Below are 13,783 nucleotides of genomic sequence, written 5' to 3'. Positions count from 1 at the left end.
TCGCTACTCACTATTCGCTATTTCAGCATTTCGGGAGGAATTTCTGATGGGCATTGAAGGTGTTGGCGCTCGGGTCGCGCGCAAGGAAGACAAGCGGTTCATCACCGGCGCCGGCCGCTATGTCGACGACATGGTGGTTCCCGGCATGAAGCATGCCGCCTTCGTGCGCAGCCCGCACGCGCATGCGCAGATCAAGAAGATCGACGTCAAGAAGGCGCAAGCCATGCCCGGCGTCATCGGCGTGCTGACCGGCAAGGAACTCAAGGCCGACGGCATCGGCAACCTCATCTGCGGCTGGATGATCCATTCCAAGGACGGCTCGCCGATGAAGATGGGGGCGTGGTCGCCACTCGCTTTCGACCGGGTCCGTTATGTCGGCGATGCCGTGGTCGTCGTCGTGGCCGAGACCAAGGGCCAGGCGCGTGATGCCGCCGAGGCGGTCGAGATCACCTACAAGGAGCTGAAGGCCGTCGTCGATGCCTCCAAGGCGATGGACAAGGGCGCGCCGCAGATCCACCCCGAAGCCGACAACAATCTGATCTTCGACTGGGACATCGGCAATGCCGACGACACGGCCGCGGCCTTCAAGAAGGCCGCCCATGTCGTCAAGATGGACATCATCAACAACCGGCTGGTGCCCAACGCCATGGAGCCGCGCGCCGCGCTTGGCCATTACGACAAGGCCGAGGATCACTACACCTGCTGGACGACCTCGCAGAACCCGCATGTGGCGCGGCTGGTGATGAGCGCCTTCTACAACGTCGCGCCGGAAAACAAGCTCCGCGTGATTGCGCCCGATGTCGGCGGCGGCTTCGGCTCGAAGATCTACATCTATCCCGAAGAGATCGTCTGCCTGTGGGCGTCGAAGAAGACCGGCGTGCCGGTCAAATGGGTGGCCGACCGCACCGAAAGCTTCCTCACCGACGCGCATGGCCGCGACCATCACACCCACGCGGAAATGGCCTTCGACAAGGACCACAGGATTGTTGGCCTGAAGGTCGAGACCAAAGCCAATCTCGGCGCCTACATGTCGCTGTTCTCGTCGGCGACGCCGACCTACCTCTATGCGACGCTGCTGTCGGGCCAGTACAACATCCCCGCCATCCACGCCAATGTGAAGGCGATCTACACCAACACAGCGCCCGTCGATGCCTATCGCGGGGCAGGGCGGCCGGAAGCGACCTTCGTCATGGAGCGCATGATGGAGACCGCGGCGCGCCAGTTCGGCGTCTCGCCGGCCGAGTTGCGGCGCAAGAACTTCGTCACCTCGTTCCCGCATCAGACGCCGGTCATCATGTGCTATGACGCCGGCGACTACGCGGCTTCGCTCGACGCGGCGATGAAGGCGTCGGACTATGCCGGCTTTGCCAAGCGCAAGGCCGCCGCCGCCAAGAAGGGCTTGCTGCGCGGTATCGGCATGAGCTGCTACATCGAGGCCTGCGGCATCGCGCCGTCAGCGGCGGTTGGTTCGCTCGGCGCCGGTGTCGGCCTTTGGGAAAGTGCCGAGGTGCGCGTCAATGCCGTCGGCACGATCGAGGTGCTGACCGGCTCGCACAGTCACGGCCAGGGTCATGAGACGACCTTCGCGCAACTGGTCAATGAGCGCTTCGGCGTGCCGCTTGATTCCGTCTCGATCGTGCATGGCGACACGGACAAGGTGCAGATGGGCATGGGCACCTATGGCTCGCGCTCAGGTGCGGTCGGCATGTCGGCCATCGTCAAGGCGCTCGACAAGGTCGAGGCCAAGGCCAAGAAGATCGCAGCACACCTGCTCGAGGCCGACGAGGGCGACATCATCATCGAGAACGGCGCGCTGAAGGTCGCCGGCACCGACAAGAACGTGCCGTGGTTCCAGATGGCGCTCGCCGCCTACACCGCCCACAATCTGCCGGGCGGCATGGAGCCGGGATTGAAGGAGACGGCGTTCTACGATCCGTCGAATTTCACCTTCCCGGCCGGCTGCTACATTTGTGAGGTCGAGGTTGATCCGGAAACCGGCATGACCGAGATCATCCAGTTCGTCGCCGCCGACGATTTCGGCAACATCATCAACCCGATGATCGTCGAGGGCCAGGTGCATGGCGGATTGGCGCAAGGCATCGGCCAGGCGCTGCTCGAAGGCGCCCACTATGACAACAGCGGACAGCTGCTGACCGCGAGTTACATGGACTACACCATGCCGCGCGCCAGCGACCTGCCGTCGTTCAAGGTCTCGACCTCGAACACGCCGTGCCCAGGCAATCCGCTCGGCATCAAGGGCTGCGGCGAGGCCGGCGCCATCGGCTCGCCGCCGGCGGTGATCAACGCCATCACCGACGCCATCGGCAGCAACGAGCTTGCCATGCCGGCTTCGCCGTCCACCGTGTGGGCAGCGATCCGCGCGGCGAAACACTGAGGAGGAACGAGCATGTATTCGGTCAATTATCACCGCGCCGCCTCGGTCGCCGATGCCGCCAAGCTGATCAAGACGGGTGACGCCAAGCTGCTTTCGGGCGGCATGACGCTGATCCCGGCGATGAAGACGCGGCTCGCCGCGCCTTCAGACCTAGTCGACCTGTCCCGGATCAAGGAGCTGCAGGGCGTCAAGGTGTCGGGCAAGACCGTCACCATCGGCGCTGCCACCACGCATCACGCCGTTGCCAATGACGAGAAGCTGAAGAAGGCCTGTCCGGCGCTTGCCCATCTGGCATCGCTGATCGGCGATCCGGCGGTGCGCCACAAGGGGACGATCGGCGGCTCGATCGCCAATAACGATCCGGCGGCCGATTATCCGGCGGCGCTGCTGGCGTTGGGCGCCACCATCGTCACCAACAAGCGCCAGATCGCGGCCGACAAGTTCTTCAAGGGCCTGTTCGAGACCTCGCTGAAGGATGGCGAAATCGTTACCGCCGTCACCTTCACCGCGCCAGCCAAGGCGGCCTATGAAAAGTTCCGCAACCCGGCATCGCGCTACGCCATCGTTGGCGTGTTCGTGGCCAAGGGCAAGGATGGCGTCAGCGTCGCCGTCACCGGCGCCGGCGACGACGGCGTCTTCCGTTCGAAGGAGATCGAGGCCGCATTGGCCAAGAATTTCGCGGCCGCCTCACTCGACGGCGTGAAAGTGCCGGCGAAGAATCTGATGACCGACATCCACGCTTCGGCCGACTATCGCGCCAATCTGATCGCGGTGATGGCCAAACGCGCGGTTGCGGCAGCCAACGCCTGAGAAACTGTTTGGAAACTCTACTCTGGCGGCCATCTGATGGCGTTTTCTGCGCTTCCCCGTTCTACTGCGTCGACGCAGTAGAACTGAGTTCACGGACCCAAATGTCCGCTACGCTCCGGTTCTCGAAACCACCACCATATGACTCACCAGAGCGAATTTCGAAACAGTTTCTGATACGATCAATGGCAGACAAGGAAAGGGGCCTCCGCGGCCCCTTTTCGTATGTGGCGACGTCCAGTTGCTGATGGAATCGCCGTCGCGCCAATGCTCTGCTTGAAGCAATTCCGGCCGATACTTCGCCCGGCACTGTTCCGGCGGCAATCTCGCACTTGCACAAATTTATCTTGCACTGCAATATGACCTGGGGCGGGAATGCGAGCCGGGTTCGGAGTGTACCGCCGTGCCCTTTCGCATGCCCAATGCGAAAGGATCGGCATGACCGACATCTCCGCGACGCATGCCGTTCCATCTCGGTCCGCCGTCGACAGACCCGCCAGAACAAGACTGGCCTATCTCGACGGCTGGCGCGGCCTGTCGATCGCCTTGGTGCTGATCGGCCATTTCTTTCCCGTTCCCGGAATCAATCTCGGCGTGCTTGGCGTCGAATTCTTCTTCGTGCTCAGCGGCCGGCTGATGGGCGAGATCCTGTTCATCGAACGCTACCCACTGAAGAAATTCTTCAAGCGCCGCTTTTCCCGCATCTATCCGGCGCTTCTGATCTTCGTGGTCGTGGCGATGATCGCGCTCTCCGGCACATTCATCGCCTTCAAATGGAAGGCGGCGATGACGGCGCTGACATTCACGTACAATTATGCCGGCATTCTCGTGACGCGGGCAGGGGCGCTCGACCATATCTGGTCGCTCTGCATCGAGGAGCACGCCTATATCATCCTGGCGCTGATCAGCGTCGTCGTCTCAAGCCGCTCTCGCGTCGTCGTGCTGCTCCTGGCGCTGGCCTTGCTGGCCATGGCCAACGGCGCGGTTTCGTACTGGGTCTTTGGGATGGACTACGAAACCACCTACTGGCGCACCGACGTACATATCGCGTCGATCCTGCTGTCGGCTTCGATCTGCCTGCTCAAGGCGGACGGCAGGCTGCCGGCGGTCTTGAGGGGCAAGCACGTGGCCCTGGCGGCATCGATCTGCGCCGTTCTGCTGTTCCTCGATCCGGTGCCGACACCGATCCACTATCTCTTCGCCGTCCCGCTGCTCGCCCTGGCCGTCAATGTCCTCGATTTCAGCCCGCGCTATTTTTCCGGACTGCTGTCCTCCTGGCCGATGGCAACGCTGGGGCTGTGGTCGTACTCGCTCTATCTGTGGCAGCAGCCGTTCTACAAATTCGTCTATGAGCAAGGCAGCGCGCCGATCCCGATGCTGGCTGGGGTTTTTGCCTGCGCGCTGTGCAGCTACTACCTCATCGAGCGCCCGGCGCGCGAATGGCTCAACCGCAACTGGTGAATGGCGCCGGCATCGTCAGGCCGAGGGACTGTTTTTCCGCGCCTTAAGATATCGCCGCAGGCCGGTTTCGCCGCGCGGCGTCGTCCAGCGGTGGTTCCACGCGAAGGCCGGCCGCAGCAGTGGCGCGAGCAATTTGAGGATCGGCCTCAGCACCGTGACCTGCCAGGTCAATTGCACATGGGTGCCGGTGCCGGATGGCGACAATTCCGCCCGCCACAGCCCGTCGAAATCGCCAAGCGTTTTCACCACCACCAGCCGGCCGGGTTCGAGTTCCGCGGCCTCGATGATGAAATTCAGCTCATAGGGCAGGGCGCCGCGAGCCCTGGCTCTTGCACGCGAACCGATGGTCGCCTTGCCCTTGCTGTCGAGCGGCACCACTTCCTTGTAGACGTCGCCCCACCAGAGCGGCAGCAACTCGGCATCCGAGAGCACCTCCCACACTTCCTGCGGCGTGCCCTCGGGGATGTGCCAGCTTTCGTCGAAGCGGAAGACGTTGCTCGGCATCGCGTTTCCTCCGGTTGGCGGAAACACCTACATTAGCTCTGGCTTCTTTGTGTGGCCAGCGCTGCGGGTCAGGCGGTGATCTGCCTGACGTAATAGCGCACCGCTTTCTTGCCGCCATGGATCACCGCGTCGCCGGCCTCAGTGAAGCCGAGGGCGGCGTGAAAGGCATCCGAGGCGGGGTTCGGCGGGTCGGTGTTGACCTCGCAGGTGACCAGCGTGTGCCCGGCGCGCTCAACATGGCCGAACAGGTCCTGATAGAGCCGGCGGGCATGGCCGCGGCCACGCGCGCCTGCCGCCACGACGACGCGGTCGACATAGACGAAGCGCTCGTAGCGTTCGTGGAACCACAAGAAATTCGGGCTGTCGTAGCGGGCGTCCTGGTCGAAGGTCATGATGAAGGCTTCGAGGTCACCAATGCGGCGCGCGTAAAATGCTTCGCCAAGCAGGAAGGACAGTCGTTCGGGCTCCAGCCACGACAGTTCGGCGGCATGCTCATTGTTCAGCGCCAAGATCGCCGCTTCGTCTTCCGCCGATACATGGGCTATCGGGGCAGGGGCTGCGCTCATGCCTTGGCCGCCGCGATCGTCGCCGCCACCAAGGGTGTATCGGTCAGCGTGTTGCGATACTCGCGGTCGAGGTCGGAGCCGCCCATGCCGACATGGGGATTGCGGTAATGCATGGCGCTCGGCACATCCTTGAGGGCGGCGAAATGCATTTCGGACAGCCCGGTTTTCCTGCGTACGTCCGCGATGTTGTGCAAATCGAGCCCGCCGCAGCCGAGGATGACGATGCGGTCACCGGCCTGCCGCACCAGATCCGCCAGGAGTGAAGTGCCTTCGACTGCCGTGTCGCGCTGGCCGCTGGTCAGCACGCGGCCGACCTTGCAGCGGATCAATGCTTCCAACGCCTCGGCCGGGTCGCGCGTCATGTCGAAGGCGCGGTGGCAGGTGACGTTCAAGGCGCCGGCAGCCTGCGTCAGTTCGCTCATGCGCGCCTCGTCGATGGTGCCGTCGCCGTTCAGGCAGCCAAACACCACGCCGGGCACGCCGAGATCGCGCAGTGCCGAGACATCGGCGAGCATCGAGGCGTATTCGGTTTCGCTGTAGAGAAAATCGCCGCCGCGCGGCCGCACCATGACGTGAAACGGCACGCTTGCCAGGTCGAGGGCGGCGCGCACCGTGCCAAGGCTCGGCGTGATACCGCCTTCAATGAGGCTGGCACACAATTCGACGCGGTCGGCGCCGGCAGCTGCTGCTGCCAGCAGGCCGTCAATGCCTTCGACACAGATTTCGATCAGCGGCAGGCGAGTTTCTCTGGTCAAGGGGCGATCCTATCCATGATGTCGATGTCAGCCCTAGCATCGGGCCGGTTGGCGCGAAAGCATGAACAGCGCGCTGCCATTTGGGCCAAGCGACATTTCTCCGCTTGACACTCTCATAACCATAGAGTTATGAGTAACCCATAGCCAGTCAGTTATGGATTGGCTGGCGGCGCGACGCAGCAGCCGAGAAATCTCTTCAACTCACAGATCCGGATGCCTGCATCCGGGCCGGCAAAACACGCCCCGACGAAACACTTCAAAGGAGAAAGACCATGCAAGCAAGGATCAAAAACCCGGTGGTGCTCATTCCCGGATCCGTGCAGGCGCTGCTGGCGCTGGACAAGTCGACCGAGGCGGCCGAATTGCCCTATGTCACGCGCAAGCTCATTCATCTGCGCGCCAGCCAGATCAACAACTGCGCCGTCTGCGTCGATATGCATGCGCGCGAACTGAAGAAGGCCGGCGAAAAGGACGAGCGCATCTTTGCCCTGGCGGCATGGCGGGAGACGCCTTACTTCACCGATGCGGAACGCGCAGCGCTGGCCCTGGCTGAGGCCGGCACACGGCTCGCCGACCGGCCGGACGCGGTGCCTGACGATGTCTGGGACGAGGCCGCCCGGCACTATGATGAAAAGGCGCTTGCCGCCCTGGTCATCCAGATCGCGCTCATCAACGCCTTCAACCGGCTGAACGCCACGACACGGCAGATGGTCGGCGCCTGGGGGTGAAGCGCCTGGGCAAGTGGTCGTGCGCGACGGTGCGGGAATGCGCGGCGCATGGCGTCCCTGGCCGCTACTGGCGCAGCTCGGTGTTCTTGGCGCCTTCCTCGACCTGATCGATCACCAGCAGCTTGACCTCGATATCACCGATGTTGGTGGCCTGATGCCACTGGCCGATCATTTCGATTATGAAATCGCCTGATTTGTAGGTGTTGCTGTTGCCGGTCTCGACATTGGTGACCTTCAGCGTGCCGGCCTGGACATAGGCGTAGCGCGGGAAGGGGTGTCTATGGACCGGCAAGGTCGCGCCCGGCGCGATGTCATAGGTCGACACCAGCACCTGCACGTTCTTCTGCGGCAGCGTGATCGGCTGGCCGGACGCCGTCGTCGTGCGTGATGCCAGTGGCGTCACCACGACGGGCGTCCCGCTGCTGTCCAGCGCCCAAGCAGGGTGTGCGGAAAAGGCGGCCGCGAGCAGCAGCCCCGACATCAGAATTTTTCGCATGATTCCCTCCAACCTTGGCGCAGCATCGCGCGGCGGCCAGTTGCTAGCAAGGCATGGCCTCGGGCGAAAAGCGATCGAGGCGGATGTCGTTGGTCAGACCGACCCCAGAGACGGTAGTGTCCTTGATTCTACTGTCGCTCAAGGACTATGCGACGGCACTGAGCCTGGGCTCTGCCAGCGCCCCCAGGCCGGCACATCCCGAGCAGGCGATGGTTTTTCCGGGGCAACCGGTTCGATGGGTCCCCAGCGGGCAGCAATACCCGCTCGACGCATACCATTTGGAACAGTCGAAAACCCTGCCGCTGCCATGACAGCGCGGGCATTCCATATTCACTGAAGTCATTGCCAATTCTTGCCCAACCAAAACGCACTACCCGAACGCCGCAAGTGGCAGGAATCATTGTGCTTTCAAGCACAGCGCGCTGACTTAAATTGGGTGGATTGGTGATGAGGGAGATGGCCGGCGTCGACCGGCAAGGGCTGATTGGGCGGCACAAGCTTTGCAAGATCGATCCACGCCTGCAACGGCGGGCTTATTGTTGCCCGGTCGCCACTAGGGTCGTCGTGATGAGCTTCCTCGCCTCAATCCGCTTGAGGCAATGATCGGGAATATCTGGCCACGTCGCCTTGGCGCATTCTTTCTCTGTGACCGCAACGGATGCCCTTGGCTGCACGCTCGCGGCCTGGGTAGCGGTGGATGATGCGAAGAGAACCGTCTGAGTTAAGAGAGCCGAGAAGGCGGCAACCTGGACCAGCACGGCAGCAAAGGCGATCTTTTTGAGCATGCGAGAGAACGCTCCTCAACGCCCCCGGTTCCTCTGGCTTTCAGTTTTTCGGCTTCCTAACGAGAACAAGAGGCCGGCGTTCCGGTTAACTGGATTATGCCAAACAAGATCAAAGAACCGGAACATCGTGACAGTGGGTGTGGAAACCCTGACCCGATAAGCAGGAACCAACGATTGGCGTCGTGGGTGCTGCTGAGGAGATCGAGGGCGTAGGCACCTATCGGCTGCCCAATCAATGGCAGGGGCTTCGCCTCAAGCGCCTTCGCGGCGATGACGGCACACCGGCTGTCCTGGCTCTGGGATGCGGCATGACCATGCGCCAAGCCGGCGGCCGACAAGCAGGCCGAGGTGCACCGGGCCTATCTCGCCCTGATGTCGCCGACCAACATGGACGTTGCAGCCGAGCAGGCCATACTCGGGTGATCCCACGCGAGCGTCTGTCGGCAGGCCAGAAGCTCGCGATAGGCCGCCGGCTGATCCCCGACCAAGGCGTCATTGCCACATGATCATTTCGGGCCGTGGCTCGATCTGCAGGAAGGGCTGTCCCGCATCAATGCATGGCGCTGGCGCGGGACTATCAGGAGCACAGGCAGGCCGCATAGGCCGCAGCATCCACTATTTCATTAAACTCTAAGCGATTGAGATAGCGCGCTATAAAGCACGCGCGGTAACGGTTGATTCAACCATTGCTGGTATATTGAGGGAAGAGTGGCGTGGCGGCTCCAACATGGGCGGGGGTGCTGGGTGCCGGAGCCGCCTGCACAGTCAAGGTTGGGGTTTTGACCGCGCTGTCTCAGAATAGGACAGCGCGGTCAACAATCCGTTAATCCGTTGCAACCTGAACCGGGCTTCCAGTTGTATTGCCAATGCTTGAGGCGAGCGCTTCGGCGGTGTAGGACAGCGGCCCGACGAGAACGCGCGTTGGTGGGCGCCTAGTTCGGATCGCCTGACCTTGAGCCCCCGTGCGATCCGCCGCCATAGTTGTCGCCGTCGGAGCGACCTCCACCGAAATGGAGGCCTTGGCCGCGAGGGCGGGGGTGAAAGTCGTTGCCTCCCCCTCCGTTGCCCGGAGTTGATCCGCCAGAATTGCCTTGAGGTGATCCGCCAGACTTGGCGATAGCCGTGGAGTTTAGGCTTGTGCCGAGCAGGAGGGTTATGGCCGGCGGCGTGACCGCCGCGAAACGCCCCGCCGTCTTGAGAAAATCACGGCGCGCTTGAGCCTCCGAAACCGGATTCTCGGGCTTTGTGCTTTCAGTAGCCATATCAGCACTCCTTTTAATTTACCTTAGTCTTTCATTGCGAAGATAATAGCGCTCCAAAAGGCTTAGAGCCCGTTTGGAAATTCTACTCTGGTGGCCATCTGATGGCGTTTCTGCGCTTCCGTTGCTCACGGACCAAATGTCCGCTGTGCTACGGTTCTCGAAACCACCATCATATGAATCACCAGAGCGAATTTCGAAGGTCTCTTAGGTATCGTCGGTATCACGAGGCGCATGAATGACCATCCCGAAACCCCTGCCGGGCACTCCGGCCACCCGTGAAACCGTCGAGTGTTCCTCACCGTCGATCGAACGACCAAAATCGACTTGACGGACATTAGGTGCATCTACCAGAGACGCGGGCTTTTTCATCGGCAGGAGGAGGAGAATGACCGACAAGCCGGCGACCACCTACATCGTGAGTGTCTTCGAGAAGCCGCATCGGTCCTGACCACGAAGGACAAAGCCAAGGCCTTGGCGATGGCAAAGCAGATCGGCGACAAGGTGCGCGTTGAAGAGATCACGCCGAAGCCGAAATAAGCGGTGCCCGCGGGTGTCCCATTTCGGCAGAAAATTACCGGCATCCATCTTGCACCTCAACCTTTGCCGGTTGATCCCGGCCCTGATCGTATCCTGATCAGGTTGTAGGCTCGCCGGGCTTTGAGGTGGTTGGGGTCTTCGCCCGGCGAGTTTCCGCCTGCGTCATCATGACGGAGGCGGATTTTTTACCGGGGCGGCCCAGCGGCTCGGGTCGTTAGGGGGGGACTAGCAGCGGTGGCCGCTGGGCCTGACCAGTCTGGCTTCGAGGAGGCGCTCTACTGGCTGATCCGAAGCATGCGCTCACTCTAATGTAAGAGCCAGAGCGCATCCGCATGAAGGGCTACCGCCGAAAGGTGTACTCTCATTGCGGCAATGGGCAGTAGACGCGAACCTTCCCGGCGTCGCATCGCGCGCTTTTCGGACCACCGTTCATCCCGAGCATCGCGAACATGTGATGTCGCTGCCGACCGCGGGCTTTTCATTGCCGATTCGTTGGGATGTAGCCCTAGATGTAGCCCTGAACGATTTCCGCCAGCAGTGTGGACGGAAGGGCTTTCTAGCTAAGTGCTTTGAAAAGATTTGGCTCCCCGGGCCGAATGAAACCGCGAACTACGAGCTGCCGATCCCCCTCGAAACTACGCCAGAGCCCTCCGTCGAGATTCGCAAACGCGACCGCGAGCGCGCTGAGCGCGTCCGATTGGCCGGCGGGCCTAAGCCATCCCTCCGAGAGCGCGCTGTCGCATTTGCCCGCGAAAAGGGCGAAGTGCGGACGCGCGACTTGACTGAGATCGGAGTTCCCCGGTGCTATCTGGCCCGTATGTGCGGCGAGGGGCTGCTCATCAAGGTATGCTACGGAACCTATCGCGCCACAGATCGCGAACCGGCATGACCAGTTGGTTGCCAAACCGCGGTTTGCGAAGGGGAGCATTGCTGGCGTTCATGGCGCGATACTCGCTTCGTCCAAACGCGGATCAACAAGCTCGAACTCACCGAGCGACCGGGCCGCGGCGGGATGCCCTGGAAAGAGGGGCCAGGCGACGCCGACATCGAGAAAATCTGGTGGGCGGCGAGGGTGCTGCACTTTCCCAAGCTTAACGTGTCTTGCTGGTTTGACGGCTCGGATCTCGTCGGTATCGAGCACTGGGGTTTCCGGCGCCCGCAATGGTGCATGAAGCTGAAGCCGGCCGACTGGAAGCCCTTGCCCGAAGTGTACAGGCTAGCGCGGGAAGCGGAGAAGCAAGCCGCGGTCGATCTCTTCCGGGCAACGTCCAATGAGCGCTTCCTGCGGGCCACGCAGAGGCGCCAGAGCGAGCGAGAGGCTTCGGCGGTGTAGACAGCGGCCAAGGCAAACGCGCGCTGGCGGGCTGTAGCTTCGCCTTGGCAAGGCGGCTATCAGATATGGTTGGTCTGCCAGCCGTTTGAGGCACTATCGAGCGCCATCCTGATATCGTCCGGGCTATCAATGCCGCCGCCAAATAGAGCGATCAGGCGGCGCGCCAAATGCTCACGCGCTGGGTGCGTGCCTTCAATGCCAGCTTGCTCGTGGGTGTGTGCGTGTGTAGGCACTTCCTTTTCATAAGCCGAGTTCTTCATCTGGGGTTGGAGGCCATTGGCTTCCCCATTGGCTGTGCCATTGGCAGAAGGCATGGCACTGCCATTGTTGGCTATGGCAACGCCATTGGCTGTGCCATTGCGGTTGCCATTGGCCTTGCCATCGACACCCCAGCGGCCGAGAGCGCCTTTCTTGCCGGCTGCGGACTTCCTTTCGCGCTGGCCTGCAGCCAAAGCGCGGTGATGTTCAAGCTTCGCATGGGTCCATTTCGCACCGAACAGCGGCTCAATCATTGCTCGAACAGCAAGCCATTTCTCAAGCGAGAGCCGGGTGATCCTGGAAAGGCGCTCGTCATCGTCGGCAATCGCCCCGTGCTGCCACAGCGCCATCTTCAACAGCGCATAGGCGCCGTATTCTTCGGTCGACAGATGTGACGTTTCCGCCAACTCGTCACCTGGGAAAACAGGCATCCATGGCAAGCTCATCAGCAAGCCCTCGCCCTGATCAAATGGCTTTCCCGGATCGCCTCACAGACCTCGACGGGCGATAGGTTGAACATTTCCCGCATCGCCGGCACGAGCGGCGCCGGCCGCTGCCGTGGTGGTGTTGTGGCAAGCCATTCGGCGGCCTGGTCGATCGCGGCGGAATGCCAGTGCTCGGGCGGGTTGAGGTCGGGGGTTGTCATGCGGCCAGCCCGTCGCGCTGGTCGACGCGGGTTTTGATCCACGCATCCAGTTCCGATTCAACGAATGCGCGACGTCGCGGCGACAAGTAGACCGGCTTTGGAAACCGCTCCTCCTTGATCATCCGGTCGATATAGTTTCGGGAGTACTATGGCAGCGGGTACTACGGTGGTGGGTATTATGCCGACCCCTATTACGGCGGTGGGTATTACCGCCCTGTGTATTATCACAGGTACTATTATCACCACAGGCATCACCACCACAGGCACCACTACCACTACAGGCATCACTACCATAGGCACGACTACCGCTACTGAAATACGACACGCTGTCGCATTTAGCCCGCTGCCTCACGGTGGCGGGCTTTTCAATGGCCGGCCGGGGCTGAGGACGTCAACGCTCTAGCGTAGCGCGCGAGAAGCTATTCCTGTCGTGAAGACCAAGCTCGATGCCGGGCAATGGTTATCTGCCCAAGGTGCCTTTCCCGGCGGCGAGGTCTTCGACCAGTGCGTCGACAGGATGCTTCGCGGCGAACTCAATTGGTCCGACGTCGAAAGGCTTGTAGCTGCATGACGCGCACCTATCGCCCCGTCGTCACCTGGCTCGACCAGGCGCTCGCATGCGCATCCGAGGCAATCGAGCGGCTCGACGAGCACACCTTCCTGGCCGAGCATGCGGCCGTTCATGCCGAGCCTCGCTCTGGCACGCTTGACCTGGTGGCGAGTGCTTTCGAAAGGGAATACTGGAGGCGCTTCCCGGAAGGGCGCGACGATTGAGACGCCGGCCTAGTTCAACCCGCGCGATTGCTGGGGGGATCGATCTTCACCAAGCCGCCTGCGGCCTCGACCGCGGTTCGTATCCGGCCGCGCAACGCGATATTCTCGGCCAGGATTTCTTGTGTGCGTTCGAGCGCGAGCTCGGTGCGGTTGATTCGCTCCCTGGCATTGGCGAGTTCCGACGTCAAAATATCGGCCGCCATCCCGTGGCCGTGGGGTTCCATGATATCCATGGGTTTCTAACTCATGGCGGACCGGTTCGTTCCGTAATTTTGGGCTGCGGGCACGGCGACGTGGCGAACGCTGTTGCGGGAGTGGTCTCTCGCATCCTGACGCGCCCGGCTTTCAACTACGAGCCGATTTGCTTCAGCAAACCTGGCCAGCGCTTGCTCGACCTTCTCTGCCGAGGCATCCGTGCGCTCGATGTGGTGGACCACTTGATGCCGCAGTATCGCAAGCTTCGCGGCGCGATGCAT

At 62.0% G+C, this 13,783-nt stretch carries 20 protein-coding genes; 10 read left to right on the top strand and 10 right to left on the bottom strand.

Translation table 11 applies throughout. The features are described from left to right. The first annotated feature begins 46 nt into the window (after nucleotides 1-46). The 3 genes from FCU66_RS20980 to FCU66_RS20970 all read left to right on the top strand — a co-directional run bounded on the left by FCU66_RS20980 (nucleotide 47) and on the right by FCU66_RS20970 (nucleotide 4,663). Entirely contained in the window at nucleotides 47-2,395 is a 2,349-nt protein-coding gene (locus FCU66_RS20980) for a xanthine dehydrogenase family protein molybdopterin-binding subunit (protein WP_136619049.1), read from the top strand. A gap of 12 nt (nucleotides 2,396-2,407) precedes the next feature. After that, complete coding sequence (locus tag FCU66_RS20975; protein WP_136619048.1) at nucleotides 2,408-3,205, top strand: FAD binding domain-containing protein; 798 nt, start codon at nucleotides 2,408-2,410, stop codon at nucleotides 3,203-3,205. A 435-nt stretch (nucleotides 3,206-3,640) separates the two neighbouring features. Continuing rightward, nucleotides 3,641-4,663, top strand: a complete 1,023-nt coding sequence (locus FCU66_RS20970; protein ID WP_136619047.1) for an acyltransferase family protein — start codon at nucleotides 3,641-3,643, stop codon at nucleotides 4,661-4,663. A 15-nt stretch (nucleotides 4,664-4,678) separates the two neighbouring features. Here FCU66_RS20970 and FCU66_RS20965 read toward each other — a convergent pair whose 3' ends face one another. The 3 genes from FCU66_RS20965 to FCU66_RS20955 form a co-directional block, all read right to left on the bottom strand. After that, complete coding sequence (locus tag FCU66_RS20965) at nucleotides 4,679-5,167, bottom strand: SRPBCC family protein (RefSeq protein WP_136619046.1); 489 nt, start codon at nucleotides 5,165-5,167, stop codon at nucleotides 4,679-4,681. Nucleotides 5,168-5,235: 68 nt separating this feature from the next. Beyond that, nucleotides 5,236-5,733 (bottom strand): GNAT family N-acetyltransferase, encoded by a 498-nt coding sequence (locus tag FCU66_RS20960; RefSeq protein ID WP_136619045.1) that lies wholly within the window; start codon nucleotides 5,731-5,733, stop codon nucleotides 5,236-5,238. Then, on the bottom strand, nucleotides 5,730-6,488 hold the full coding sequence (locus FCU66_RS20955; RefSeq protein ID WP_136619044.1) for a copper homeostasis protein CutC: 759 nt from the start codon (nucleotides 6,486-6,488) through the stop codon (nucleotides 5,730-5,732). Before FCU66_RS20955 ends, FCU66_RS20960 begins: the two co-directional genes overlap by 4 nt. Before the next feature lie 272 nt (nucleotides 6,489-6,760). Here FCU66_RS20955 and FCU66_RS20950 point away from each other — a divergent pair, with 272 nt between their 5' ends. Continuing rightward, nucleotides 6,761-7,216, top strand: a complete 456-nt coding sequence (locus FCU66_RS20950; protein WP_136619043.1) for a carboxymuconolactone decarboxylase family protein — start codon at nucleotides 6,761-6,763, stop codon at nucleotides 7,214-7,216. Between the two features lie 64 nt (nucleotides 7,217-7,280). Here the strand turns inward: FCU66_RS20950 and FCU66_RS20945 are convergent, their stop codons facing one another. The 3 genes from FCU66_RS20945 to FCU66_RS42010 all read right to left on the bottom strand — a co-directional run bounded on the left by FCU66_RS20945 (nucleotide 7,281) and on the right by FCU66_RS42010 (nucleotide 9,759). Beyond that, a complete protein-coding gene (locus tag FCU66_RS20945) occupies nucleotides 7,281-7,712 on the bottom strand; it encodes a cupin domain-containing protein (RefSeq protein WP_136619042.1) in 432 nt (143 codons plus the stop codon). Nucleotides 7,713-8,245: 533 nt separating this feature from the next. Next, nucleotides 8,246-8,497 carry a hypothetical protein gene (locus FCU66_RS20940; protein ID WP_136619041.1) on the bottom strand — a complete coding sequence of 84 codons (252 nt, stop codon included), beginning with the start codon at nucleotides 8,495-8,497 and terminating at the stop codon, nucleotides 8,246-8,248. 932 nt (nucleotides 8,498-9,429) lie between these two features. Further along, nucleotides 9,430-9,759: a hypothetical protein gene (locus FCU66_RS42010; RefSeq protein WP_136619040.1), complete on the bottom strand. Its 330-nt coding sequence runs from the start codon at nucleotides 9,757-9,759 to the stop codon at nucleotides 9,430-9,432. Nucleotides 9,760-10,047: 288 nt separating this feature from the next. Between FCU66_RS42010 and FCU66_RS41225 the strand changes: the two genes are divergently transcribed. From FCU66_RS41225 to FCU66_RS20925, 3 genes are all read left to right on the top strand, one after another. After that, nucleotides 10,048-10,296: a hypothetical protein gene (locus FCU66_RS41225; protein ID WP_168991933.1), complete on the top strand. Its 249-nt coding sequence runs from the start codon at nucleotides 10,048-10,050 to the stop codon at nucleotides 10,294-10,296. A gap of 454 nt (nucleotides 10,297-10,750) precedes the next feature. Beyond that, nucleotides 10,751-11,185 carry a type IV toxin-antitoxin system AbiEi family antitoxin domain-containing protein gene (locus FCU66_RS41220; RefSeq protein ID WP_168991935.1) on the top strand — a complete coding sequence of 145 codons (435 nt, stop codon included), beginning with the start codon at nucleotides 10,751-10,753 and terminating at the stop codon, nucleotides 11,183-11,185. A gap of 123 nt (nucleotides 11,186-11,308) precedes the next feature. Next, nucleotides 11,309-11,629: a hypothetical protein gene (locus FCU66_RS20925; protein WP_136619039.1), complete on the top strand. Its 321-nt coding sequence runs from the start codon at nucleotides 11,309-11,311 to the stop codon at nucleotides 11,627-11,629. Between the two features lie 59 nt (nucleotides 11,630-11,688). Here the strand turns inward: FCU66_RS20925 and FCU66_RS20920 are convergent, their stop codons facing one another. The 3 genes from FCU66_RS20920 to FCU66_RS42825 are packed head-to-tail and all read right to left on the bottom strand — an operon-like array spanning nucleotide 11,689 to nucleotide 12,664. After that, entirely contained in the window at nucleotides 11,689-12,333 is a 645-nt protein-coding gene (locus FCU66_RS20920; RefSeq protein ID WP_136619038.1) for a YdaU family protein, read from the bottom strand. Then, entirely contained in the window at nucleotides 12,333-12,533 is a 201-nt protein-coding gene (locus FCU66_RS20915) for a hypothetical protein (RefSeq protein WP_136619037.1), read from the bottom strand. The genes FCU66_RS20920 and FCU66_RS20915 overlap by 1 nt, the downstream gene beginning before the upstream one ends. Then, entirely contained in the window at nucleotides 12,530-12,664 is a 135-nt protein-coding gene (locus FCU66_RS42825; protein WP_425462862.1) for a helix-turn-helix transcriptional regulator, read from the bottom strand. Before FCU66_RS42825 ends, FCU66_RS20915 begins: the two co-directional genes overlap by 4 nt. 299 nt (nucleotides 12,665-12,963) lie before the next feature. Between FCU66_RS42825 and FCU66_RS41215 the strand changes: the two genes are divergently transcribed. Together FCU66_RS41215 and FCU66_RS20905 are read left to right on the top strand one after the other, a co-directional pair. Further along, a complete protein-coding gene (locus FCU66_RS41215) occupies nucleotides 12,964-13,104 on the top strand; it encodes a hypothetical protein (protein WP_168991934.1) in 141 nt (46 codons plus the stop codon). Beyond that, entirely contained in the window at nucleotides 13,101-13,307 is a 207-nt protein-coding gene (locus FCU66_RS20905) for a hypothetical protein (RefSeq protein WP_136619035.1), read from the top strand. The genes FCU66_RS41215 and FCU66_RS20905 overlap by 4 nt, the downstream gene beginning before the upstream one ends. Nucleotides 13,308-13,321: 14 nt before the next feature. Here FCU66_RS20905 and FCU66_RS20900 read toward each other — a convergent pair whose 3' ends face one another. Further along, entirely contained in the window at nucleotides 13,322-13,540 is a 219-nt protein-coding gene (locus FCU66_RS20900; protein WP_246093979.1) for a hypothetical protein, read from the bottom strand. Nucleotides 13,541-13,600: 60 nt separating this feature from the next. On the opposite strand from FCU66_RS20900, the gene FCU66_RS41680 reads away from it, so the two are divergent. Continuing rightward, nucleotides 13,601-13,783 (top strand): hypothetical protein (locus FCU66_RS41680; RefSeq protein ID WP_206077139.1); only part of this gene is annotated, 183 nt, incomplete at its 3' end.

The organism is Mesorhizobium norvegicum (assembly GCF_004919685.1).
GTDB classification, from domain to species: domain Bacteria; phylum Pseudomonadota; class Alphaproteobacteria; order Rhizobiales; family Rhizobiaceae; genus Mesorhizobium; species Mesorhizobium norvegicum.
Note: the sequence above shows the minus strand (reverse complement) of the source record. Positions and strands in the feature narration are given on the sequence as shown.